Source organism: Phytobacter ursingii (genome assembly GCF_001022135.1).
Classification (GTDB): Bacteria; Pseudomonadota; Gammaproteobacteria; order Enterobacterales; family Enterobacteriaceae; genus Phytobacter; species Phytobacter ursingii.
On record NZ_CP011602.1, the window covers coordinates 1,434,120 to 1,458,840 of the forward strand.

Below are 24,721 nucleotides of genomic sequence, written 5' to 3' on the forward strand. Positions count from 1 at the left end.
GTCTCTACTTCGTTAGGAACAATTTCCCGGCGTGCGTCTGTCGCAAGAGATATTCTTGTCCCTGATGCTCGATGACAACGCGCGCCGCATCCCCCAATAGCGTTTTGCTGCTGATTCTGCGATCCTCGGGAAGGATGACTGCCGGGCTGGCCGGTTGTTTCTCTGCCGGAGCGGTCGGCTTATCCTTGTTCGACATGGCACGGGTAACTGTATGGATATGACAATGATAATTATTATTAATATCAGCGAAGTGGGCTGCAAGTCATATTTTAAAAACCAATCATTTGGGGTAGGGAGTGCGTCCCGCCGGGAGACCCGACGGGAAAAAGAGTTACAGACGAGATGTGACGGCAGCAGCGAGTTTTTCGAGCAACACTTCGCTGTCTTCCCAGCTCAGGCAAGGGTCAGTGATGGACTGACCATAGACCAGCGGCTGGCCTTTGACGATCTTTTGCGTGCCTTCTTGCAGAAAACTCTCGGCCATAACCCCCGCAATTGCCGTGGAGCCGCCACGAATCTGCTCACAGATATCATCGCATACCTCAAGCTGGCGACGGTGCTGTTTCTGGCAGTTGCCGTGGCTGAAATCGACGACCAGTTGCTCCGGTAGATCAAATTCGCGCAGGGTAGCACAGGCGGCGGCAATGTCTTCGGCGTAGAAGTTGGGTTTTTTACCGCCACGCATGATGACATGTCCGTAAGGGTTACCGCTGGTCTGATAAATCGTCATCTGTCCGCTCTTGTCCGGTGAGAGGAACATATGGCTGGTGCGGGAAGCGCGAATCGCGTCCACCGCAATTCGGGTATTACCGTCGGTACCGTTTTTGAAACCTACCGGGCAGGAGAGCGCCGAGGCCATTTCGCGGTGGATCTGACTTTCTGTCGTACGTGCGCCAATAGCGCCCCAACTAATCAGGTCAGCAATAAACTGTCCCGTCACCATATCCAGAAATTCGGTCGCTGTCGGTACACCCAGTTCATTGACTGCGAGCAGGAGTTTGCGCGCCAGTTCGATACCATGATTAACGCGGTAGCTGCCGTTCAGATCGGGATCGGAAATTAACCCTTTCCAGCCCACCACGGTTCGCGGTTTTTCAAAATAGGTGCGCATCACAATTTCCAGTTGCGCACTGTGCTTTTGCCTTAACCCCTGCAGGCGACGGGCATAATCCATCGCGGCATCCAGATCGTGGATAGAGCAGGGGCCAATAATCACTAACAGCCGTTTATCTTCACCGTTAAGGATTTTCTCGATACGGCGACGGGATTGGGTGACATGTTCGGCAACCGCAAGGGAAACGGGATGCCGCTGCGCTAACTCAGCCGGCGTGACCAGGCTCTCGATGCGCGCAGTGCGAAGTTCATCGGTTTTGTTCATCAGAATTCTCAAAATTTTGTGCTCAAACGGCCAAATGCCGGAGGCGATGCGCACACCTTAAACCAATCCTTGCTTAATTCAATAGCAGGTTGTGATGCGCATCACATCGAAGGCCAGCATGATAGCAAAAATGTCACCCACGTACTAGTGTGTTAGTACATGCGACGGTTTAGCCCCATCATGTCGAGAATTTTGGTGGCGATCTCTTCAACCGAATAGTTGGTACTGTTTAACCACGGTATCTGATTTTTGCGGTAAAGCGCTTCCACCTCTGCCACTTCCATACGGCACTGGCGTAATGAAGCGTAACGGCTATTTTCCCGGCGCTCTTCGCGAATAGCCGCCAGACGTTCCGGATTAATGGTCAGACCAAATAATTTATGCTGGAGAGGTTTGAGTGAGACAGGCAGGACGAGATTATCCATGTCATCGGCAATAAAAGGATAATTAGCTGCGCGGATACCGAATTGCATTGCCAGATAAAGACTGGTTGGCGTTTTACCGCAACGAGAAACACCCAGCAAAATCACCTGGGCCTGATCCAGGTTGCGCAACGAAATACCGTCGTCGTGAGCCAGCGTGTAATCAATAGCGGCAATCCTTGCGTCATATTTTATCAGGTTGCCTGGATTTAACCCATGGGTACGATGCGCAATAGGTGTCGGGTCGAGTTTTAATTCTTGCTGTAGTGGCGCAACCAGTGCCTGAACAATGTCCTGACAGAATCCTTCACTCTGTAAAATAATGGTTCGGATTTCTGGTAGTACGATGGAATAAAACACTAACGGTCGTACGCCCGTCTGCTGATAGATAGCGTCAATCTGCTCTTTCACTGCTCTGGCGCGGCTTTCATTCTCCACGAACGGCAGCGTGATGCTATTGATGGCGACAGGGAATTGCGACATCACCGCATGGCCTAATACCTCTGCAGTGATAGCGGTACCATCGGAAATATAAAAAACCTGGCGATCCACAGCGCTGTCCATTTTACCCTTCCTGATTGTCATGCGTAATTATCTGAAAGCATAAATTAAAGTCACGCATCTGCGTAGCGCCTTTTCTGAATTTTTAAAGTGAAACACTATTTTTGTTTTTAATGAAAAGTACGGTTCATTTTTATTATGGGCGCAAAAAAAGAATGATTTTGAGGTTTTTCCGATTATCAGATACGTAACCATTGACGGGAAAGTGTCCGAAAAGACAAAAATTTAAATTGCTTGAACGATTCACCGTTTTTTCAGGCGGAATAATTATGCCAGGATGAAAAGGTAGTAAATGCTTTATTACCCCATTCAAATATCACAAAAGGATTGTTTAGATGTCCAACAATGGCTCGTCTCCGCTGGTGCTTTGGTATGACCAACTCGGCATGAATGATGTAGACAGAGTTGGGGGCAAAAATGCCTCCCTTGGTGAGATGATTACGAATCTGTCCGGTATGGGCGTAAGCGTACCTAATGGGTTTGCAACCACTGCCGATGCGTTTAACCAGTTTCTCGATCAAAGCGGCCTGAATCAGCGCATCTATGACCTGCTGGATAAAACGGACATTGACGACGTTTCCGAGCTGGCGAAAGCTGGCGCGCAGATTCGCCAGTGGATAGTCGATACCCCGTTCCAGCCGGCGTTTGAAGAGGCAATCCATCAGGCATATGCCAAACTGTCCGCTGATGACGAGCAGGCATCCTTTGCTGTGCGTTCCTCCGCGACGGCAGAAGATATGCCCGACGCTTCCTTTGCGGGCCAGCAGGAAACCTTCCTGAACGTGCAGGGGTATGACGCTGTGCTGGTGGCGGTGAAGCATGTCTTCGCTTCCCTGTTCAACGACCGTGCGATCTCCTACCGCGTACACCAGGGTTACGATCATCGCGGCGTAGCGCTCTCGGCCGGGGTGCAACGGATGGTACGTTCGGACATCGGTTCTTCCGGCGTCATGTTCTCTATCGACACCGAATCCGGCTTCGATCAGGTGGTATTCGTCACTGCGGCCTGGGGTTTGGGTGAGATGGTGGTACAGGGGGCAGTGAACCCGGATGAATTTTATGTTCACAAGCCAACGCTGGCGGCAGGGCGTCCGGCTATCGTGCGCCGCACGATGGGGTCGAAGAAAATTCGCATGGTCTATGCGCCGACCCAGGAGCATGGCAAGCAGGTGCGTATTGAGGACGTTGAACAGGCTAATCGCGATCGCTTCTCGCTGACCAATGAGGAAGTGCAGGAACTGGCGAAACAGGCTGTGCAGATTGAAAAACACTATGACCGGCCGATGGACATTGAATGGGCGAAAGACGGCCATACTGGCAAACTGTTTATAGTACAGGCGCGTCCGGAAACCGTGCGCTCTCGCGGTAAAGTAATGGAGCGTTACACGCTGCATGCGCAGGGCAAAATCATCGCCGAAGGGCGTGCGATTGGTCAGCGTATCGGTGCCGGTCCGGTGAAAGTGATTCACGATATCAGTGAAATGAATCGTATCGAAGCAGGTGATGTGCTGGTAACTGACATGACCGACCCGGACTGGGAACCGATCATGAAAAAAGCGGCCGCGATTGTCACCAACCGTGGTGGCCGTACCTGCCACGCAGCCATTATTGCGCGTGAGCTGGGGATCCCGGCAGTCGTCGGTTGCGGTGATGCAACGGAACGGATGAAAGATGGCGATAAGGTGACTGTCTCCTGCGCCGAAGGGGATACGGGGTATGTCTACGCCGAGATGCTCGACTTTAGCGTGAAAAGCTCAAGCATTGATGAAATGCCTGCGCTGCCGCTGAAAATCATGATGAACGTCGGCAACCCGGACAGAGCGTTTGATTTTGCCTGCTTGCCGAATGAAGGTGTTGGTCTGGCGCGTCTCGAATTTATCATCAACCGTATGATCGGCGTGCACCCGCGTGCATTGCTGGAGTTTGATGACCAGGACGTGAAACTGCAAAACGAAATCCGCGAAATCATGAAAGGCTATGATTCGCCGAAAGAGTTTTATGTTGGGCGTCTGACCGAGGGTATTGCAACGCTGGGGGCGGCATTCTATCCCAAACGCGTAATCGTGCGATTGTCAGATTTTAAATCCAATGAGTATGCCAACCTCGTCGGTGGCGAACGTTATGAACCGGACGAAGAGAACCCGATGCTCGGCTTCCGTGGTGCCGGTCGCTATGTTTCCGACAGCTTCCGCGACTGTTTCGCGCTGGAATGTGAGGCGGTGAAACGCGTGCGCAACGAGATGGGGCTGACCAACGTGGAAATTATGGTCCCGTTTGTTCGCACCGTTGAGCAGGCGAAAGCGGTGGTGGAAGAGCTGGCACGCCAGGGACTCAAGCGAGGTGAAAACGGACTCAAGATCATTATGATGTGCGAGATCCCGTCGAATGCGCTGCTGGCCGATCAGTTCCTGGAGTACTTTGACGGCTTCTCTATCGGCTCAAACGACATGACGCAACTGGCGTTAGGCCTCGATCGCGATTCCGGCGTTGTCTCAGAGCTGTTTGATGAGCGTAATGATGCGGTGAAAGCCCTGCTGTCGATGGCCATTCGCGCCGCCAAAAAACACGGCAAATATGTGGGGATCTGTGGTCAGGGCCCGTCGGACCATGAAGATTTTGCGGCCTGGCTGATGGAAGAGGGGATCGATAGCCTGTCCCTGAACCCGGACACCGTGGTTCAAACCTGGTTGACGCTGGCTGAACTGAACAAATAAGCTCCCTGTGCCTTCGGATAAAGCCTCACTTCTGCGGGAGTGAGGTTTTTTTATGCCGAAATACGCTTGAAATGAGTTAATTCTTAGCTGAAACAAAATGTGTTTGCGCACGCTTACCTTAGAGATGTGTCATCAATCGAATTACACTGGCCTCGTTTTAACACATCTGCACGATTCATCGACTCAATTATCCATTCCATGCAGATAGCGCTGATCGCATGTGCTGCGTCAGAGATATATTCTTTTTGTCTATTGCAGGGAATTTACGCGACCGCGTATTGCTGTGCGAATATGGCTACCCTGGCATGCTCACGCCTTGTACTTATATTATAGCTGGCAACCAGAACCGCAAAATAACGACAGGCCGTTTGTTAATGGCTGAGGCGGCTTTTGCGTGCGATTAACCAGAGAACTCTGTCAGGTTATTTCTATCGTGGTGGGTAAGAAGTCTCATATTCGCTCATCCGGATTATCTCCTCTCAATTAAGGTATATTCTATGAAACGTTTTTTGCTGATTATCACCGTACTGTCTTGCATGGCGCTTAATGGCTGCGCATCATATAACGAACATATTAAGGCGTGTGACGGGCAGGATGTCAGTACCGCGCATCTGGCCTTTGATTATCTGCCCATAGGCGCGGTACTGGATAACGGAGCCTGCGCTGTTACCGGCAACGGCGCGCATTTTAACAACACGGACGGCGTAAAATGAACTTCTATCAAACGGATACCCTGAGCGCTGTCGTCGCACGTCTGAGAGAGCTTAGCCACGAATATCGTTACTGTGAAAATACGCTGGCGCAGTTATGCGATGCGGGAGAAAAGGCCCTCAGAATACACACCGAAGATGCATATAATACTTTTATGTCCCAATGTGGTTCGACGCTGGCAGATATTAACGTGAATCTATGATGCGATTGTTATTATTGTTAACTTCCTGTGTTTATTCTTGCGCGGTTTTAGCAAGTCCAGTGAATAGGGAGCGAAGCAGTCCATTATCTGTATTAACGCTGTGCAAGTAATTAAATATGATTATACCGATGCTGAGTTAGCCCATGTCACGCTGGATATAGCCGTGAAGGAAAAACAGTTCGACGATAAAAGGCATGAAGGTCTTCGACAGTCAGGACAGCACAGCGGATGCCGTTGAATTTACCCTTTTAAATATGACGATAAGACAGACAACATCGCTATCCAGGACAGTAAAGGAGAACATCATGTATTTTGACTTCACTAACCCTGTCGTAGACTGTGCGGTCATGACAGGAGCGAATGTATGAGATGGCTTATCACTGGCGGCTTTTTATTGTTTGCCGTATGGGCAATTCAGGATACTCCCCGGTGAGGTACGACAGGCGGTTAACCGCATCGCTGACGCCTTCCCCCCCATTAGCCTGTTTGATGGGTAAAAAAAAGCCCATCGTGGGAGATGGGCAAAGACTACACACAGCAATTCGTTGTTTCACTCAGGGGATTTCCATGCTTATAAATCAAGGTGTTGATTTATAACCGTGACCTTATAGTAGGCTATCCGGGATTTTAGCGTCGATCAGATTCGTCTCATTAGTTAAACGGTGGTTAAGATTTTGCGGAGGAAACGGCGCAAACCTTTTGTCAGGAGGCTTGCGCACGGGAGGGAGAGTAAATAAATGATTAGCAATGCTTCATAATCATATTCACGGGCATATCAGATACGGGTATCCTCAGCGCTCTGTTTATCTTCCAGCGCATCATTTTCTTCGGGCCCGGGCATCGGGGCTTCATTAACCCAGGCGGAAAAGAGTCGCCATGAAACGGCCAGTAATACCGGACCGATAAACAATCCGATCATTCCGAAGGCTACCAGACCGCCAATAACCCCGGAAAGAATCAGAATCATCGGCAAGTCGGCTCCCATACGAATCAGCATTGGACGGATAAAGTTGTCCAGCGTACCAACGACGCAGCTCCAGACCAGCAATACCGTGCCCCAGGTCGAGTCGCCACTCCAGTAGAGCCAGATAATTGCAGGCACCAGCACGACCAGTGGCCCCAGTTGTACCAGGCATGTCATTAACATAATGACTGTGAATAACGTGGCGTATGGCACACCCGTTACCGCCAGGCCAATCCCTCCCAGAACCGCCTGCACCAGCGCCGTGACGACCACGCCGAGCGCCACGGCGCGGATGGCCTGGCCAGCCAACAGAACGGCGGCATCGCCGCGTTTGGCCGCCAGACGATAGGCAAAATGGCGAATCCCCTGTGCAACTTGCTCACCGCGCCAGTACAGCAGTGCGCTAAACAGCAGCATCAGGGCACAGTGCAGCATAAAGCGTCCAATATGCGCAGCCTGACCGACAAACCATGTGGTGGTCGTGCCGACATAAGGGCGGACTTTAGCAAGTATCGCGCTGCCGCCCATATCCAGGAGGTTATGCCAGCCGCTGTATAACTTGTCTCCAATCAGCGGAATGCTATGGAGCCACTCCAGGGTCGGTGGCGTCATTTCACCCGACGTAATGGCCTGAATGACCGGGCCACTGTTATCCACGAGGCTATTAACCAGCAGCGCTACCGGAAGAATAAATAACAGAATCAACAATAACGTCATCACGATGACCGCCAGTGAGCGGCGGCCAAACAGTACCCGTTGAACGCGCAAAAGTACCGGCCAGGTGGCGATGACCACGGTACCAGCCCAGGCGAAACCAAGAATAAAAGGCTGAACGATCCACAAACAGGCGATGATCATAAGGGCTAAAAACAGTACCGACAGCATCACCTGCGGTACATCCCTGGACTGCGATTGAAAGGCCATAAAACGTAATCACCTTTAATAGGAGGATGCGGAATCAGTAACGATAATGATTAATGATTTCAGCGATTTTTGACAGTCTGATTCTGCCCGTAATTCTGGTGGGCGTATAAGAAAAAAATGTGATACAACGATGGATGCTGCAAGCAAACGATTAACTATTCACAACTACTAACAGTCAGGCAGGGTCAAGAGTAATGATCCCACAGATTTCTCAGGCACCAGGTGTCGTTCAACTGGTGCTGAATTTTTTACAGGCACTGGAGCAACAAGGTTTTACCGGCGATACCGCCACAAGTTATGCCGACAGGCTGACCATGGCGACCGACAACAGTATCTACCAATTGCTACCCGATGCAGTCGTCTTTCCCCGTTCCACCTCTGATGTCGCCTTAATTTCGCGCCTCGCGGCGGAAACGCGTTTTCAGTCGCTGGTCTTCACACCGCGAGGTGGCGGCACCGGCACAAACGGCCAGGCGCTGAACCAGGGCATCATCGTTGATATGTCCCGTTATATGAACCGCATTATGGAAATTAATCCTGAGGAAGGATGGGTGCGGGTTGAGGCGGGGGTCATTAAAGATCAACTCAACCAGTTTCTTAAACCGTACGGCTATTTCTTTGCGCCGGAGCTGTCCACCAGTAACCGCGCAACGCTCGGTGGCATGATCAATACCGACGCTTCCGGTCAGGGGTCACTGGTCTACGGAAAAACGTCCGACCATGTGCTGGGCGTACGGGCCGTGTTGCTCGGCGGCGATATTCTTGACACTCAGCCGGTGCCCGTCGAACTGGCGCAGACGCTTGGGAAAGCGAATACGGCGGTGGGGCGCATCTACCGCACCGTGTATGAGCGTTGTCGGGATAACCGTCAACTGATTATCGACAAATTCCCTAAACTAAACCGTTTCCTCACGGGTTATGACTTGCGCCATGTCTTCAATGATGAGATGACCGAGTTTGACCTGACCCGCGTGTTGACCGGGTCTGAGGGAACGCTGGCATTCATCACCGAAGCGCGGCTGGATATTACCCGTCTGCCGAAAGTGCGTCGCCTGGTGAATGTGAAATATGATTCATTCGACTCTGCGCTACGTAATGCGCCGTTTATGGTGGAAGCGCGCGCGCTGTCGGTCGAAACGGTGGATTCAAAAGTTCTCAATCTGGCACGTGAAGATATTATCTGGCACTCCGTAAACGAACTCATCACCGATGTGCCGGATAAGACCATGCTGGGTCTGAATATCGTTGAATTCGCCGGCGATGACGAAGCATTGATCGCTGAGCAGGTCACTTCTCTTTGCGCCCGCCTTGATGCGCTGATGGCAGAAGGGGCTGGTGGGGTGATCGGCTGGCAAATTTGCAATGATCTGACCGGCATTGAGCGTATCTACGCGATGCGTAAAAAAGCCGTCGGCCTGCTGGGTAATGCAAAAGGGGCGGCAAAACCGATTCCCTTTGCCGAAGATACCTGCGTGCCGCCGGAACACCTTGCAGATTATATTGTCGAGTTTCGCGCACTGCTTGACAGCCATGGGTTGAGCTACGGCATGTTTGGTCATGTGGACGCGGGCGTACTGCACGTGCGTCCGGCGCTCGACATGTGCGACCCGCAGCAGGAGGTTTTGATGAAGAAAATCTCCGATGACGTGGTGGCATTGACGGCGAAATACGGTGGCTTACTTTGGGGTGAGCACGGTAAAGGTTTCCGTGCCGAATACAGTCCGGCGTTCTTTGGCGCGGAACTGTATGCGGAGCTGCGCAAAGTGAAAGCCGCGTTTGATCCGGCAAACCGCCTCAACCCAGGTAAAATCTGTCCGCCTGAGGGGATAGATGCGCCGATGAAGCAGGTGGATGACGTCAAACGTGGCAGCTTCGACCGACAAATTCCGATTGCTGTGCGTTCCTCCTGGCGCGGCGCGATGGAGTGCAATGGCAACGGTCTGTGCTTTAACTTTGATGCCAAAAGTCCCATGTGCCCGTCGATGAAAATTTCCGGAGATCGTATTCATTCGCCGAAAGGCCGCGCCACGCTGGTCCGTGAGTGGCTGCGTCTGCTGGCCGATCGCGGTATCGACCCGGTGAAGCTGGAAAAAGAGATGCCGGAAAAGCGTGCCAGCCTGCGTTCGCTCATTGAGCGTACCCGCAACAGTTGGCACGCGCGTCACGGCGAGTATGATTTTTCACATGAAGTGAAAGAGGCCATGTCGGGGTGTCTGGCCTGTAAAGCCTGCTCGACTCAGTGTCCGATTAAGATAGATGTGCCGGAATTCCGCTCGCGCTTTCTGCAGCTTTACCACACGCGTTACCTGCGTCCGATGCGCGATCATCTGGTCGCGACCGTGGAAAGCTACGCACCGCTGATGGCACGTGCGCCAAAAACGTTCAATTTCTTTATGAGCCAGCCGTGGGTGCGTTCGCTTTCGCAAAAACATATCGGCATGGTGGATCTGCCGCTATTGTCTGTTCCCTCTTTACAGCGACAGATGATGGGGCACCGTTCGGCGAACCTGACGCTGGAGCAGCTTGAAACGCTGAGCGATGCGCAGAAAGCCACCACGGTGCTGGTGGTGCAGGATCCGTTCACCAGTTACTACGATGCGCAAGTGGTGGCGGATTTCGTTCGCCTGGTTGAAAAACTGGGCTACCAGCCCGTTGTGCTGCCCTTTTCGCCTAATGGCAAAGCGCAGCATATCAAAGGCTTCCTGCAACGTTTTGCGAAAACAGCGCAAAAAACGTCGGATTTCCTTAACCGTGTTGCGCAACTCGGAATGCCGATGGTGGGCGTCGACCCGGCGCTGGTGCTCTGCTACCGTGATGAATACAAGCAGACGCTCGGCGAGAAGCGCGGCGATTTTCATGTCATGTTAGTTCATGAATGGTTGCCTGCGGCACTGGAAGGGCGTGAGAATCGCGCTATCAGTGGTGAACCCTGGTATCTTTTTGGTCACTGTACTGAGGTGACTGCGTTACCTGCTTCTGTTTCGCAATGGACATCCATTTTTGCCCGTCTGGGCGCGAAACTGGAAAATGTCAGCGTAGGTTGCTGCGGTATGGCAGGAACTTATGGACATGAAGTCAAGAACCACGCTAACTCGTTGGGGATTTACGAGCTGTCCTGGCATCAGGCGCTGCAACGTCTACCGCGTAGCCGCTGTCTGGCGACAGGTTACTCTTGCCGCAGCCAGGTGAAACGCGTGGAAGGAAATGGCGTGCGCCACCCGCTACAGGCGCTACTGGAGATTATGGGATGATCTGGAAACGTGAGGTGACCCTTGACGTGCTCAATGCGATGGGCGAGGGGAATATGCTGGGTCTGCTGGATATTCGCTTTATTGCAATTCATGACGATGCGCTGGAAGCGACAATGCCGGTTGATAGCCGTACACATCAGCCGTTTGGTTTGCTGCATGGCGGAGCCTCCGTGGTGCTGGCGGAATCGCTCGGTTCCGTCGCCGGGTATTTATGTACCGAAGGGGAGCGCAAAGTGGTGGGTGTGGAGGTGAATGCCAACCATATCCGTTCTGCACGTAGCGGGCGTGTGCGCGGTGTCTGTCGCGCACTGCATACCGGCAGTCGCCATCAGGTATGGCAAATCGATATTTACGATGAGCAGGATAAATTATGCTGCTCATCGCGCCTCACGACTGCAGTCATCTGAAATAAATTTGCGACAGGGAAACCTGTCGCAAAAATTCATATTTTCTTCATTCATTTTCACATTCAGACTTATCCATTCGTGCTATATTGGGCGCGTTTGAAAACCGCTTCGATGGTCATCGAAGCCAGACGCTGTAACGCATAAAGACCTAATGAAGTGATTCGTTGTTTCCTTAAGCGCTACTCCCTACAGGCTTACAGGTAACAACAATGCACTCACCGTTTAAAAGGGCGTTTTTACACCCGCGTCACTGGGGCACATGGGCCGGGCTTGGCCTGCTCTGGCTGCTCGTTCAACTGCCTTATCCTCTTCTCTCTCAGCTTGGGGAAACGCTCGGGAAACTCGCCCGTCCTTTTCTTAAGCGTCGCGAACGTATTGCCCGCCGCAATCTGGAACTTTGCTTCCCCAATATGGACGACGAACTTCGCGAAGCGATGATTGAGAAAAACTTCATGTCGCTCGGCATGGCACTGTTTGAAACGGGTATGGCCTGGTTCTGGCCTGATAGCCGTGTGCGCCGCTGGTTCGATGTTGAAGGCTACCAGAATCTTGTTACCGCGCAGGCGAGCCAACGCGGCGTAATGGTCGTCGGTGTCCATTTTATGTCGCTGGAGCTCGGCGGCCGCGTAATGGGGTTATGTCAGCCGATGATGGCGACATACCGTCAGCATAACAGTGAATTGATGGAGTGGGTGCAGACGCGAGGCCGGATGCGTTCCAATAAATCAATGATCGACAGACGTAATCTGAAAGGACTGGTGAGCGAGCTGAAAAAAGGCGAGGCCGTCTGGTTTGCCCCCGATCAGGATTACGGCAGTAAAGGCAGCACCTTTGCGCCATTTTTCTCTGTCGAGAATGCGGCAACCACCAACGGTACTTATGTCTTATCCCGCCTTTCCGGGGCTTCAATGCTGACGGTTACCATGGTACGTAAAGCGGATCGCTCAGGTTATTCGCTGCATATCGGTAAGGCGATGACCGACTACCCGGCGAAAGATGAGCACGAGGCCGCCAGTTATATCAATAAAGTCATTGAGCGTGAGATTCTGCGCGCGCCGGAACAGTATCTGTGGATCCATCGTCGCTTCAAAACGCGTCCGCCGGGAGAAGCATCGCTGTACCTGTAATGATTATCCCGGTCGGCGCTCAGCCGACCGGATACCAGCCCGCAAGAAAGGCAACGTCAGGCTTTTCTCCTGACGATAGGCCAAATCAAACCATGTCTACGACCTGTAGACCTGTCGACGTTGTTTACGCGGCAGTGGAATGCACCTTCACCAGACGTCAGCGATTTCGCCTCAGGGGCGTATTAATCGAGCGCCGGGATCGCCAGCCCTTTAAGCTTGATGACGAAGTGATTTTCATGGCGGGTAATTTTCGCACCATCATCACAGTATTCGGTTGAGAGCTGGAAAAACGCGTCTGCGTCTACATCGAACGCCAGTTCGATTTCACTGTATTTCCCTGAGTTAAGCATCTGATAAACTTGCTTTAAGCTGTGTGCTTTGGCTATCGACATGATATAAAAACCTCAGAAATGATGGCGAAATGGTTAAAACCTGACCATTGGTTTATAGCAGGCAATGGCGAAATTTGCATCCGTTAAGCAGGGGGGAGCACGTAACGTTCACCGGGAAATTTTACATCTTGAATAATGTTATATTATAACATAACATTATTTCTTTTCGTAAACCGAGGGACGGATTTTGGTCAGTCATTTTGCAAAAACAACGGTAGTTCTGGGAACTCTTCTCGTGAGTGCAAGCGCATTTTCTCATGGCCATCATTCGCACGGAAAGCCGCTAAGCGACATAGAGAAGAAAGCGGCGAACGGCGAATTTAACGACAGCGATGTCAAGGACAGGAAGCTGAGCGACTGGGACGGTATGTGGCAGTCTCTTTATCCTTACCTGCAAAACGGCGATCTGGACCCGGTATTGCGGGAAAAAGCAGAAAAAGAAAAGAGTAAATCGTTCGATGAAATTAAAGCTTACTACCGAAAGGGATATGCCACCGATATTGATACGATCGGTATTGAAAAGGGTGTGATCGAATTCCACATCGGCGACAAGGTCAGTGCCTGTAAATATGATTACGCCGGGCATAAAATTCTTACCTATTCTTCCGGTAAGAAGGGGGTGCGATACCTGTTTGAATGTAAAGATGCCAGCAGTAAGGCGCCACGATATGTGCAATTCAGCGACCACATCATCGCCCCGCGTACCTCCGCACATTTCCATATCTTTATGGGGAATGCCTCTCAGGAGGCGCTGCTGGCAGAGATGGACAACTGGCCAACCTATTATCCTTATCAGCTTAAAAAAGATCAGATTGTTGATGAGATGCTTCACCACTAATTGAATATCTGCGCCCGCTTCTGCGGGCCTTTTGTGCCTCCCTGCGCTTTAGTTTCGCTGCCAGCTCTTGTAGCATATGCCGCTCATCGGTTTAACGGTATTTGCAGGAGGCAATGTGTTTGCCGAATATGGTGTTATCAGTTTCTGGTCCTATTTCATCGGGGCGATTTTCATTATCTTAGTACCTGGCCCCAATACATTCTTTGTGCTTAAAACCAGCGTGGCAGGTGGGTTGAAAAATGGCTATGTCGCTGCGGCGGGCGTATTTATCGGTGATGCGGTATTGATGTTTCTGGCCTATATGGGGGTGGCGACACTTATCAAAACAACGCCGGTATTGTTCAATCTCGTCCGCTATCTTGGTGCGTTTTATCTGCTCTGGTTGGGTGTAAAAATGCTCTACAGTACGTTTTTTCGTAAGGGTAAAAGCGTGAATGAGCATGAGGAGCACAGGGGCGATATTTTCAAACGTTCGCTGGTATTGAGTCTTACCAATCCGAAAGCGATTCTGTTTTACGTGTCGTTTTTCGTGCAGTTTATCGACGTTCATTATACCAATACAGGAATGGCGTTCTTTATTCTGGCCAGTACGCTGGAATTAATAAGCGTCTGTTATTTCAGTTTCCTGATCATATCCGGGTCCTATGTGACACAGTTTGTGAAAACGAAAAAACGCCTCGCAAAACTCGGTAACTCTCTCATTGGTCTTATTTTTGTCGGTTTTGCCGCCCGACTGGCAACGCTGCAATCCTGAATAGCGCTGAGGCCTGTGTTTAACGGGCCTTATCGCAACGTTGAGTCGCTACACTTAGCCTGCAATATCCAGACACACTCCCGCGCCTTTTTTCTTCGAACCCACTTTTTCTGATGCGACGGCAAGGTTAATAATCGTCATCAGTATCTTTTAATCGGGAGCGGATAACGAGGACAGCGAGGATGATGACAACGGCAAGAATGCCCAGGAACCAACGCATAATGACGGCCACTTTGGGTAGAGACACTGTTGATACATTTTACCATTATAAGACCTGTACAATGCATTCATTTCGCGTATGAAAGACAGGCATAACAGTGTCTTGTTTTGTCTGTGCGGGTGATGGACATAGTGATGTATTTACTGCGAGTATTGATGAAATAACGGTGTCGTCTACCTGAACATAACTCTTATGCGGTGTGTGTGATGAAAATTTATCTGGTCCGGCATGGTGAAACCGTCTGGAATGTTGAAAACAGAATTCAGGGGCATCTGGACAGCCCGGTTACCGGGCAAGGCACCAGACAGATCACTGCACTGTGTCGGGATCTGACAGACAAATCTATTGGCCTTGTCGTTGCTTCGCCTTTGGGAAGATCGGTAACCGCTGCCGGGCAAATCGCGTCCTGGCTCGATAGCCCGCTTCAACTCGATCCTGCCTTTGTTGAACGTCATTTCGGCGATTTAGAAGGGAAACGTATTGACGAATTAACAGAAAAAGAGCGTACGCACGCTGCGATGGTTCTTTCCGGCACTCCGGGTATCAGACCGCAAAATGGAGAGTCGCCAGAGGAGGCTACCCGAAGAGTCCTGACCGCACTGTCCGGTTTGTCGGTTTTCGAGGGCAATGTGTGCGTCGTTTCCCACGGGCACGTTATCCAGTCGGTTATCAGTACGCTGATTGATAATAATCCCGAAAATTTTGACCGATATGCGCATTTGAATGGCGCGTATTCTATTCTCGCCTGTACGGAAAAAGGGCTCGCGGTAGAAAAATGGGGAATGTCGACCCATCTCTTTTCCCGACGGACGCCACCTGGGTTCGATTCGCTGTAGACCGAGTGTTACGTATCTTCTTGATATTCCGTTTTGTGATGAAGTTAACTTTTTGATATCAGGAAAAATTTACGGAATGCCTCTTTTTGCTCCCTATCTCAAAAATAGGTATTACCTATACATCTTTTCCTGACGCAGGCGCGCCATACTCGCTGGCGAAAATAGCTATTATTTATCAAATCATTAAACAATCTTTCACTTCTCTGTAAAGCCTTCGCATAGAGTCTATGCTTATACCATGTGCTTAAAAAACGGGCAGGACACGAATAACCCTTCGGAATAGAGGTTGAAGTGATAATCATTATCACTAACATAGTGTTATGTCTTTCAGGATTTATGACGTGAGGTAGACCTATGGAATCGCAATCAGAGACGTTCGACCCGGCTGACTTTGCCTGGCGCGGGCTAACGATGACGCCTGCCGCTGCAGAACACATTCGCGCATTAACCCGTAAGCAACCCGATCTGTTGGGGGTACGGCTGGGGATTAAACAAACCGGCTGTGCAGGTTTTGGCTATGTGCTGGATACCGTCACGCAACCGGATAAAGACGACCTGCTTTTTGAAAATGATGGCGCAAGATTGTACGTGCCGCTCGGCGCGATGCCATTTATTGATGGCACCGAAGTGGACTATGTGCGCGAAGGATTAAACCAGTTATTCAAATTTCATAACCCGAAAGCCCAGAACGAATGTGGCTGTGGCGAAAGCTTTGGGGTATAGGCGGTACTATGTCTCGTAATACTGAAGCAACAGACGATGTCAAAACCTGGACCGGAAACCTCAACTATAAAGAGGGCTTTTTTACCCGGTTAACCACTGACGAACTGGCGAAAGGCATTAATGAGGATGTTGTGCGGGCGATTTCCGCTAAACGTAACGAGCCGGAATGGATGCTGGAATTTCGCCTGAGCGCGTTTCGCGCCTGGCTTGAGATGGAAGAGCCTCACTGGCTGAAAGCCCATTATGCGAAACTCGATTATCAGGACTATAGCTATTACTCCGCGCCATCCTGCGGAAGCTGTGATGATACTTGTGCCTCGCAACCGGGGGCGGTACAGCAAACTGGCGCGAATGCGTTTCTGACTGATGAAGTGGAAGCAGCATTCAATCAACTTGGCGTGCCGGTCCGTGAAGGGCGTGAAGTGGCGGTCGACGCCATTTTTGACTCCGTATCTGTGGCCACCACCTACCGGGAAAAACTTTCCGAACAGGGGATTATTTTTTGCTCGTTTGGCGAGGCCATTCACGACCATCCGGAACTGGTGAAAAAATACCTGGGTACCGTCGTACCCTCCAACGACAACTTCTTTGCGGCGTTGAATGCGGCTGTCGCCTCTGACGGTACGTTTATCTACATCCCGAAAGGGGTGCGTTGCCCGATGGAGTTGTCGACCTATTTTCGCATCAATGCCGAAAAAACCGGGCAATTCGAACGCACCATTCTGATAGCGGATGAAGGCAGCTACGTTAGCTATATCGAAGGTTGCTCCGCGCCAGTACGCGACAGCTACCAGCTTCATGCTGCCGTGGTGGAAGTCATCATCCATAAAGATGCAGAAGTAAAATACTCTACCGTGCAGAACTGGTTCCCCGGGGATAACAATACCGGCGGGATCCTCAACTTCGTGACCAAGCGTGCGCTGTGCGAAGGCGAGAACAGTAAAATGTCCTGGACGCAGTCGGAGACGGGTTCAGCTATCACCTGGAAATACCCCAGTTGCATCCTGCGCGGCGATAACTCCATCGGTGAGTTCTTCTCCGTGGCACTGACCAGCGGGCATCAGCAGGCAGATACCGGCACCAAAATGATTCACATCGGCAAAAACACAAAATCGACCATTATCTCGAAAGGGATCTCGGCCGGGCACAGCCAGAACAGCTATCGCGGGCTGGTGAAAATCATGCCGAGCGCCACCAACGCGCGTAATTTCACCCAATGCGACTCCATGCTGATAGGCCCGGATTGTGGGGCGCATACCTTCCCCTATGTGGAGTGCCGCAATAACAGTGCGCAGCTGGAGCATGAAGCCACGACTTCACGCATTGGGGAGGATCAGTTGTTCTACTGCCTGCAACGCGGTATCAGCGAAGATGACGCCATTTCAATGATTGTTAATGGATTCTGTAAAGACGTGTTCTCCGAGTTGCCGCTGGAGTTTGCCGTTGAAGCACAAAAATTGCTGGCTATTAGTCTTGAACACAGCGTCGGTTAAGAATGAAGGAATAAACATGTTACGTATTAAAGACCTGCAGGTAAGCGTTGAAGATAAAGAGATTCTGCGTGGCCTGAGCCTGGATGTGCGTCCGGGGGAAGTGCACGCGATTATGGGGCCCAACGGCTCCGGTAAAAGTACGCTATCTGCAACGCTGGCAGGACGTGAAGATTATGAAGTCACCGGCGGAAGCGTCGAGTACAAAGGTAAAGATTTGCTGGAACTTTCTCCGGAAGACAGAGCCGGGGAAGGGGTGTTTATGGCCTTCCAGTATCCGGTTGAAATTCCCGGGGTCAGTAATCAATTTTTCCTGCAAACGGCACTCAACGCCGTGCGCAAATACCGTGAGCAGGACGAACTGGACCGCTTTGATTTTCAGGACCTGATGGAAGACAAAATCAAGCTACTGAAGATGCCGGAAGACCTGCTGACCCGCTCGGTTAACGTGGGCTTCTCCGGTGGCGAGAAGAAGCGTAACGACATCCTGCAAATGGCCGTGCTGGAACCTGATTTATGTATCCTGGATGAAACTGACTCAGGGCTTGATATTGACGCGCTCAAAATCGTTGCCGACGGCGTTAACGCGCTGCGCGACGATAAGCGTTCTTTCATCATTGTGACGCACTATCAGCGGATCCTGGATTACATCAAACCTGACTATGTCCACGTGCTGTATCAGGGGCGCATTGTGAAATCCGGTGATTTCACGCTGGTTAAGCAACTGGAGGAGCAAGGTTATGGCTGGCTTACAGAACAGCAGTAACGCGCTGCAACAGTGGCATCATCTGTTTGAACAACAAGGCGGGGCACGCTCAGAGCAGGCGCAGCAGCATCTGCAACAAATGCTGCGTTTAGGTCTGCCGACGCGCAAGCACGAAAACTGGAAATACACGCCGCTCGATGGTTTGTTAAATAGCCAGTTTGTTACCACGGCGGGCGCATTGAGCGCACAAGAGTGTGATGCGCTCGCATTGCCGGTCGATGCGCTACGCCTGGTATTTGTGGATGGCTATTACAATGCATCGCTCAGCGACGATATTGCCGGTTCTGGTTTCACCGTGACCATTAACGACGACCGGCAGCCTTTGCAGGCCCCGGTACAGCCGGAGGTGTTTTTACACTTAACCGAAAGCCTGGCGCAAAGCATTACTCACATCAGCGTCGGACGTAATCAGCGGGCGACCAAACCGCTGCTGCTGATGCATATCACCCAGGGGCTGGCCGGAGCCGGGATGAACACGGCTCATTATCGCCACCACATCTCGCTGGCCGAAGGGGCCGAAGCGACCCTTTACGAACACTATGTCAGCCTGAATGCCCATCGCCATTTCACCGGCGCGCGGCTGACCATGGACGTGGCGGCGAACGCCCGGTTGCACCATGTCAAACTGGCGTTTGAAAACCCGGAAAGTTACCACTTCGCCCACAATGACATACGCCTTGGCGCCGATGCCGCAGCGTACAGCCATAGCTTCCTGCTGGGCAGTGCCGTGTTGCGCCACAATACCAGTACTCAACTCAACGGTGAAAATACCACCCTGCGCATGAACAGCCTGGCGATGCCAGTGAAATCAGAAGTGTGTGATACCCGGACCTGGCTTGAGCATAATAAAGGCTATTGCAACAGTCGGCAGTTACACAAAACGATCGTGAGTGATAAAGGCCGTGCGGTATTCAATGGCCTGATCAATGTTGCGCAACACGCCATCAAAACTGACGGACAGATGACCAACAATAATTTGTTGCTGGGACGACTGGCGGAGGTGGATACCAAACCGCAACTGGAAATCTATGCTGATGACGTGAAATGTAGCCACGGCGCAACGGTCGGGCGTATTGACGACGAACAATTGTTTTATCTGCGTTCGCGTGGCATTGATCAGCAGGCGGCGCAAAAGATGATCATTTACGCGTTCGCCGCTGAGCTCACCGAAGCTATCAGCGACGAAGCGCTCAGGCAGCAGGTGATGGCGCGCATTGGCGAACGCCTTGCGGGAGGCTTAGCATGAGTTTTTCCGTTCATAACGTACGCGCCGATTTTCCGATACTGACGCGTGAAGTTAACGGGGTACCGCTGGCGTATCTGGACAGCGCCGCCAGCGCGCAAAAACCCAATCAGGTTATTGATGCCGAGGCGGAGTTTTTTCGCCACGGTTATGCGGCGGTGCACCGGGGGATCCATACCCTGAGTGCTGAAGCCACGCAGCGCATGGAACTGGTTCGCACGCAGGTCGCCGGTTTTCTGAACGCCCGGTTGCCGGAAGAACTGGTTTTCGTGCGCGGCACCACCGAAGGCATCAATCTGGTGGCTAATAGTTGGGGCGCCAGTCAGGTACATGCCGGTGACAACATCATCATCAGCGCCATGGAGCATCACGCGAATATCGTGCCCTGGCAGATGCTGTGTGAGCGCGTTGGTGCCGAATTGCGTGTCATACCGATTAATATCGACGGGACATTACAGCTTGAGGCGCTGCCCGGTTTGTTTGATGCGCGCACGCGCTTACTGGCAATTACTCACGTTTCCAATGTGCTGGGAACGGAAAATCCGGTAGCGGACATTATTGCCCTGGCGCATCAACATGGCGCGAAAGTGCTTATTGATGGCGCGCAGGCCATCATGCATCACCCGGTCGATGTGCAGGCGCTGGATTGCGATTTCTATGTCTTCTCCGGTCATAAGCTCTACGGGCCGACGGGGATTGGCGTGCTGTATGTTAAAGAAGACATCCTGCAGGCTATGCCGCCGTGGGAAGGTGGGGGGGCAATGATTGCCACCGTGAGCCTTACCGAAGGGACCACTTATGCCAAAGCGCCGTGGCGCTTCGAAGCGGGCACGCCGAATACCGGAGGGATTATTGGGCTGGGTGCGGCTATCGATTACGTCAGCGGACTGGGGCTGGATGCGATTGCGCAGTATGAAGAGACGTTGATGCGTTATGCCCTGAACGCGCTGGCGGATGTGCCTGATTTAACGCTTTATGGCCCTCAGGAGCGTTTGGGGGTGATTGCCTTTAATTTGGGTAAACATCACGCCTACGATGTGGGAAGCTTCCTCGATAATTATGGTGTGGCCGTGCGAACAGGGCATCATTGCGCAATGCCATTGATGGCGTTTTATCATGTTCCGGCAATGTGTCGTGCGTCACTGGTAATGTACAACACGGAAGAAGAGGTGGATCGTCTGGTGGCTGGCCTGAAACGTATTCATCAGTTGCTGGGTTAACAGAGAGGCAAACATGGCCGTTTTACCCGACAGAGACAAACTGCTGCGCAATTTTGGGCGCTGCGCCAACTGGGAAGAGAAGTATCTGTACATCATTGAGCTGGGACAGCGGTTGCCAGCGCTTAGCGACGAGGCGCACAGTCCGGAAAACATTATTCAGGGCTGCCAGAGCCAGGTCTGGATTGTGATGCGCCGTAATGATGAAGGCATGATAGAACTGGCTGGCGACAGCGATGCTGCCATCGTTAAAGGGCTTATTGCCATCGTGTTCATTCTTTATCAACAAATGACTGCTCAGGACATCGTGGCGTTCGATGTGCGCCCGTGGTTTGAAAAGATGTCTTTGACTCAGCACCTTACGCCTTCCCGTTCTCAGGGGCTTGAAGCAATGATTCGCGCAATCCGTTCCAAAGCCGCCAACATTAGCTAAACTAAATAGACAGCTTTCATCCTGTTACGCGAGGTGCATGCGCGCCTCGTTGGTTTTTCAGCTTTCGGCCTTTGCCGTGATACAGGACATTCAGTATGAAACGCGCGTCTACTATAACACTGTCTCTTATTGGCGCTTTTAGCGCTATCCAGATGGCCTGGGCTGTGGATTATCCGCTCCCGCCGGCCGGAAGTCGTCTTATCGGTCAAAACCAGACCTATACCGTTCAGGAGAGTGATAAAAACCTGCAAGCCATTGCGCGGCATTTTGACACCGCGGCAATGCTGATTATTGAAGCCAACAATACTATCGCTCCGGTACCCAGAGCGGGTACGGTCGTGACCATTCCGTCACAGATGCTGCTGCCGGATACGCCACGGGATGGGATTGTCGTTAATCTGGCCGAATTGCGGCTTTACTATTATCCCCCAGGTAAAGGCATCGTTCAGGTCTTCCCGCTGGGGATTGGTCAACAGGGTCTTGAAACACCGGTAACAACCACCCGTATTAGCCAGAAGATCCCCAATCCCACCTGGACACCTACCGCAGGCATCCGTGCGCGTTCTCTGGCGCAAGGTATTGAATTGCCTCCTGTGGTACCCGCAGGGCCAAATAACCCTCTGGGACGCTATGCGCTGCGTTTGGGGATAGGAAACGGCGAATACCTCATACATGGTACCAGCGCGCCTGACAGCGTAGGGCTGCGTGTGAGTTCAGGGTGTATGCGGATGAATGCGGCAGACATTCAGGCGCTCTTCTCGCAGGTCAATACCGGTACACGGGTAACCATCCTTAACGAGCCGGTAAAATATGCTGTGGAGCCAGATGGACGCCACTATATCGAGGTACACAGGCCGTTATCACAAAACGTCGGTGAGGACACTCAACGGCTGCCCATCGCGTTCTCAATGAGCCTGGCGAGTACTATTGAGCAAGGCGGTGGCGACAGGGCGCTGATTGACAAGGCATTATACCGTCGTGCGGGTTATCCAGTGGCAATACCGGCCAACCAGAGCGGAAAGGTCACAACACAGAGCGTGCTATCAGTGCAGAATCGCGGCGCTGATACAGAAGTGAATACTGAGGAGGGCGGGAAGACCGTTACGCAATAATCAGGGAAGGTAAATCACAGTTAAAAAAATGGCGCACAATGTGCGCCATTTCATCACAGGTACTCTTACTTACGGTAAGAATGAGCCTGGTTATCCAGACGCTGGTTAGCGCGAGCTGCGTCGTCTTTAGCAGCCTGAACGTCGGAACGGATTGCGTTCACGTCGTTGCTCAGCTGGTCAACTTTAGCGTTCAGAGTCTGAACGTCAGAAGACAGCTGATCGATTTTAGCGTTGCTGGAGCAACCAGCCAGCAGAGTAGAACCCAGGATTACCGCGCCCAGTACCAGTTTAGTACGATTCATTATAAATACCCTCTAGATTGAGTTAATCTCCATGTAGCGTTACAAGTATTACACAAAGTTTTTTATGTTGAGAATATTTTTTTGATGGGAATCCACTTAAATTTGATCGTTCGCTCAAAGAAACACCGACTTTGAATAAAACGTTAAAAAAAGTGTGATAAAACAGCAAGCTTCCATCGGATTCATCTTAGATAATAAGCAGTTTAAATAGTGAAATCCGATTTGCTTTTTTATTCGAGGCGATTTCTGATATATAAAAAAAGCGCCCGAAGGCGCTTTTTTAAACACGAATATTCGTCCGGGTATTATTACAGGACGTGTACCGATGCTGTGTTGGTCGTGCCGCTGGAGACCAGGGCGCCGGAAACCATCACGACAACGTCGCCTTTCTGCGCCAGACCGCTCTGTACGGCCAGTTCTTTGCCCAGTCGGTAGAAATCATCAGTAGAAGCGATTTCTTCAACCAGTTGTGCGACAACGCCTTTGCTCAGCACCAGCTGACGCGCGGTCGTTTCGTTGGTCGTCAGCGCCAGGATGGTGGCATCCGGGAAGTATTTACGTACAGCACGTGCAGATTTACCGCCCTGGGTTGCTACCACGATCAGCGGAGCATCCAGTTTTTCAGCCGTTTCAACCGCACCACGGCACACCGCTTCGGTGATGCGCAGTTTACGGCTGTCGTTGTTGAAATCCAGACGGCTGGTCATGACGCGATCGGTACGTTCGCAGATGGTGGCCATGATGGTCACCGCTTCCAGCGGGTATTTACCTTTCGCAGATTCACCAGACAGCATAACGGCGTCGGTACCGTCAAGGATGGCGTTGGCAACGTCGCCTGCTTCCGCACGGGTCGGACGCGGGTTCTTGATCATAGAGTCCAGCATCTGGGTCGCAGTGATAACCACTTTGCGCGCGCGGATACATTTCTCGATCATCATTTTCTGCGCGAAGATGACTTCTTCAACCGGAATTTCTACGCCCAGGTCGCCACGAGCAACCATGATGCCGTCAGACGCTTCGAGGATTTCGTCGAAGTTATTCAGGCCTTCCTGGTTTTCGATTTTGGAGATGATCTGGATATTCTCGCCGCCGTGCGCTTTCAGGTGCTGACGAATTTCTTCAACATCAGAACGTTTGCGGATGAAAGAGGCAGCAACAAAGTCAACGCCTTGTTCGCAGCCGAAGATCAGGTCTTGTTTATCTTTTTCAGCCAGCGCCGGCAGAGCGATGGAAACGCCAGGCAGGTTCACGCCTTTGTTTTCGCCCAGGTCACCGTTGTTCAGTACTTTACAGATGACTTTGTTGCCTTCAATCGCCGTGACTTCCATGCCGATCAGGCCATCGTCAACCAGCACCGTGTTGCCAACCTGCAGATCGCTGGTGAAACCTTCGTAGGTAACTGCAACCGTTTCAGCGTTGCCGATAACTGTTTTGTCGGTGGTAAAGGTGAACGTCTGGCCCGCTTTCAGCGAAACATCGTTCCCGCCTTCCAGTTTGATTGTGCGGATTTCCGGACCTTTAGTGTCCAGCAGAATCGCCGCTTTTTTACCGGTTTTGCTCATTACGTTGCGCAGGTTCTGGATGCGCTGGCCGTGCTCAGCATAGTCACCGTGAGAGAAATTCAGACGCATTACGTTCATTCCTGCGTCCAGCATTTTTGCTAACATCTCTTCGGATTCGGTTTTCGGACCGATGGTGCAAACAATTTTGGTCTTTTTCATGACAGTCTTAGTC

At 51.6% G+C, this 24,721-nt stretch carries 22 protein-coding genes and 1 other RNA gene; 15 read left to right on the plus strand and 8 right to left on the minus strand.

Annotated features, from left to right (window positions below):
• Positions 1 to 4: 4 nt before the first annotated feature.
• From hemP to ppsR, 3 genes are all read right to left on the minus strand, one after another.
• Positions 5 to 196 (minus strand): hemin uptake protein HemP, encoded by a 192-nt coding sequence (gene hemP / locus AB182_RS10310; protein WP_047369996.1) that lies wholly within the window; start codon positions 194 to 196, stop codon positions 5 to 7.
• 135 nt (positions 197 to 331) lie between these two features.
• Positions 332 to 1,378, minus strand: a complete 1,047-nt coding sequence (gene aroH / locus AB182_RS10315) for a 3-deoxy-7-phosphoheptulonate synthase AroH (RefSeq protein WP_047373254.1) — start codon at positions 1,376 to 1,378, stop codon at positions 332 to 334.
• A gap of 152 nt (positions 1,379 to 1,530) precedes the next feature.
• Positions 1,531 to 2,364: a posphoenolpyruvate synthetase regulatory kinase/phosphorylase PpsR gene (gene ppsR, locus AB182_RS10320; RefSeq protein WP_047369997.1), complete on the minus strand. Its 834-nt coding sequence runs from the start codon at positions 2,362 to 2,364 to the stop codon at positions 1,531 to 1,533.
• A gap of 332 nt (positions 2,365 to 2,696) precedes the next feature.
• Here ppsR and ppsA point away from each other — a divergent pair, with 332 nt between their 5' ends.
• Together ppsA and AB182_RS10330 are read left to right on the plus strand one after the other, a co-directional pair.
• On the plus strand, positions 2,697 to 5,075 hold the full coding sequence (gene ppsA, locus AB182_RS10325; RefSeq protein ID WP_047369998.1) for a phosphoenolpyruvate synthase: 2,379 nt from the start codon (positions 2,697 to 2,699) through the stop codon (positions 5,073 to 5,075).
• Positions 5,076 to 5,572: 497 nt separating this feature from the next.
• The gene (locus AB182_RS10330) at positions 5,573 to 5,788 is read left to right on the plus strand and encodes a hypothetical protein (protein WP_047369999.1); all 216 of its coding nucleotides are present in this window, start codon (positions 5,573 to 5,575) and stop codon (positions 5,786 to 5,788) included.
• Between the two features lie 693 nt (positions 5,789 to 6,481).
• Here the strand turns inward: AB182_RS10330 and rprA are convergent.
• Both rprA and ydiK read right to left on the minus strand, forming a co-directional pair.
• Positions 6,482 to 6,589, minus strand: an RNA gene (rprA, locus tag AB182_RS30455) — antisense sRNA RprA.
• Between the two features lie 174 nt (positions 6,590 to 6,763).
• Positions 6,764 to 7,876 carry an AI-2E family transporter YdiK gene (gene ydiK, locus AB182_RS10340; protein ID WP_047370001.1) on the minus strand — a complete coding sequence of 371 codons (1,113 nt, stop codon included), beginning with the start codon at positions 7,874 to 7,876 and terminating at the stop codon, positions 6,764 to 6,766.
• Positions 7,877 to 8,070: 194 nt separating this feature from the next.
• Here ydiK and ydiJ point away from each other — a divergent pair, with 194 nt between their 5' ends.
• The 3 genes from ydiJ to lpxP all read left to right on the plus strand — a co-directional run bounded on the left by ydiJ (position 8,071) and on the right by lpxP (position 12,661).
• Positions 8,071 to 11,127 (plus strand): D-2-hydroxyglutarate dehydrogenase YdiJ, encoded by a 3,057-nt coding sequence (ydiJ, locus tag AB182_RS10345; RefSeq protein ID WP_047370002.1) that lies wholly within the window; start codon positions 8,071 to 8,073, stop codon positions 11,125 to 11,127.
• A complete protein-coding gene (gene menI, locus AB182_RS10350) occupies positions 11,124 to 11,534 on the plus strand; it encodes a 1,4-dihydroxy-2-naphthoyl-CoA hydrolase (RefSeq protein WP_047370003.1) in 411 nt (136 codons plus the stop codon). Before ydiJ ends, menI begins: the two co-directional genes overlap by 4 nt.
• Positions 11,535 to 11,743: 209 nt before the next feature.
• The gene (gene lpxP, locus AB182_RS10355) at positions 11,744 to 12,661 is read left to right on the plus strand and encodes a kdo(2)-lipid IV(A) palmitoleoyltransferase (RefSeq protein WP_047370004.1); all 918 of its coding nucleotides are present in this window, start codon (positions 11,744 to 11,746) and stop codon (positions 12,659 to 12,661) included.
• 182 nt (positions 12,662 to 12,843) lie between these two features.
• Here lpxP and AB182_RS10360 read toward each other — a convergent pair whose 3' ends face one another.
• Complete coding sequence (locus AB182_RS10360; protein WP_047370005.1) at positions 12,844 to 13,053, minus strand: hypothetical protein; 210 nt, start codon at positions 13,051 to 13,053, stop codon at positions 12,844 to 12,846.
• A gap of 187 nt (positions 13,054 to 13,240) precedes the next feature.
• On the opposite strand from AB182_RS10360, the gene zinT reads away from it, so the two are divergent.
• The 10 genes from zinT (at position 13,241) to ldtE (ending at position 22,685) form a co-directional block, all read left to right on the plus strand.
• Entirely contained in the window at positions 13,241 to 13,891 is a 651-nt protein-coding gene (zinT, locus tag AB182_RS10365) for a metal-binding protein ZinT (RefSeq protein WP_047370006.1), read from the plus strand.
• Positions 13,892 to 14,006: 115 nt separating this feature from the next.
• On the plus strand, positions 14,007 to 14,645 hold the full coding sequence (leuE, locus tag AB182_RS10370) for a leucine efflux protein LeuE (RefSeq protein ID WP_047370007.1): 639 nt from the start codon (positions 14,007 to 14,009) through the stop codon (positions 14,643 to 14,645).
• A gap of 426 nt (positions 14,646 to 15,071) precedes the next feature.
• Positions 15,072 to 15,701: a histidine phosphatase family protein gene (locus tag AB182_RS10375; protein WP_047370008.1), complete on the plus strand. Its 630-nt coding sequence runs from the start codon at positions 15,072 to 15,074 to the stop codon at positions 15,699 to 15,701.
• Between the two features lie 354 nt (positions 15,702 to 16,055).
• Complete coding sequence (gene sufA / locus AB182_RS10380) at positions 16,056 to 16,424, plus strand: Fe-S cluster assembly scaffold SufA (RefSeq protein ID WP_047370009.1); 369 nt, start codon at positions 16,056 to 16,058, stop codon at positions 16,422 to 16,424.
• 8 nt (positions 16,425 to 16,432) lie between these two features.
• Positions 16,433 to 17,917, plus strand: coding sequence for a Fe-S cluster assembly protein SufB (gene sufB / locus AB182_RS10385; RefSeq protein WP_047370010.1), 1,485 nt, complete (start codon positions 16,433 to 16,435; stop codon positions 17,915 to 17,917).
• A gap of 16 nt (positions 17,918 to 17,933) precedes the next feature.
• Entirely contained in the window at positions 17,934 to 18,680 is a 747-nt protein-coding gene (gene sufC, locus AB182_RS10390) for a Fe-S cluster assembly ATPase SufC (protein ID WP_047370011.1), read from the plus strand.
• Complete coding sequence (sufD, locus tag AB182_RS10395) at positions 18,655 to 19,926, plus strand: Fe-S cluster assembly protein SufD (protein WP_047370012.1); 1,272 nt, start codon at positions 18,655 to 18,657, stop codon at positions 19,924 to 19,926. Before sufC ends, sufD begins: the two co-directional genes overlap by 26 nt.
• Positions 19,923 to 21,143 (plus strand): cysteine desulfurase SufS, encoded by a 1,221-nt coding sequence (gene sufS, locus AB182_RS10400; protein WP_047370013.1) that lies wholly within the window; start codon positions 19,923 to 19,925, stop codon positions 21,141 to 21,143. Before sufD ends, sufS begins: the two co-directional genes overlap by 4 nt.
• Before the next feature lie 13 nt (positions 21,144 to 21,156).
• Positions 21,157 to 21,573, plus strand: coding sequence for a cysteine desulfuration protein SufE (gene sufE / locus AB182_RS10405; RefSeq protein ID WP_047370014.1), 417 nt, complete (start codon positions 21,157 to 21,159; stop codon positions 21,571 to 21,573).
• 95 nt (positions 21,574 to 21,668) lie between these two features.
• Positions 21,669 to 22,685, plus strand: coding sequence for a L,D-transpeptidase LdtE (gene ldtE, locus AB182_RS10410; protein ID WP_047370015.1), 1,017 nt, complete (start codon positions 21,669 to 21,671; stop codon positions 22,683 to 22,685).
• 65 nt (positions 22,686 to 22,750) lie between these two features.
• Here ldtE and AB182_RS10415 read toward each other — a convergent pair whose 3' ends face one another.
• Together AB182_RS10415 and pykF are read right to left on the minus strand one after the other, a co-directional pair.
• A complete protein-coding gene (locus tag AB182_RS10415; protein ID WP_007374746.1) occupies positions 22,751 to 22,987 on the minus strand; it encodes a major outer membrane lipoprotein in 237 nt (78 codons plus the stop codon).
• 308 nt (positions 22,988 to 23,295) lie between these two features.
• On the minus strand, positions 23,296 to 24,708 hold the full coding sequence (pykF, locus tag AB182_RS10420; RefSeq protein ID WP_047370016.1) for a pyruvate kinase PykF: 1,413 nt from the start codon (positions 24,706 to 24,708) through the stop codon (positions 23,296 to 23,298).
• Positions 24,709 to 24,721: the final 13 nt, after the last annotated feature.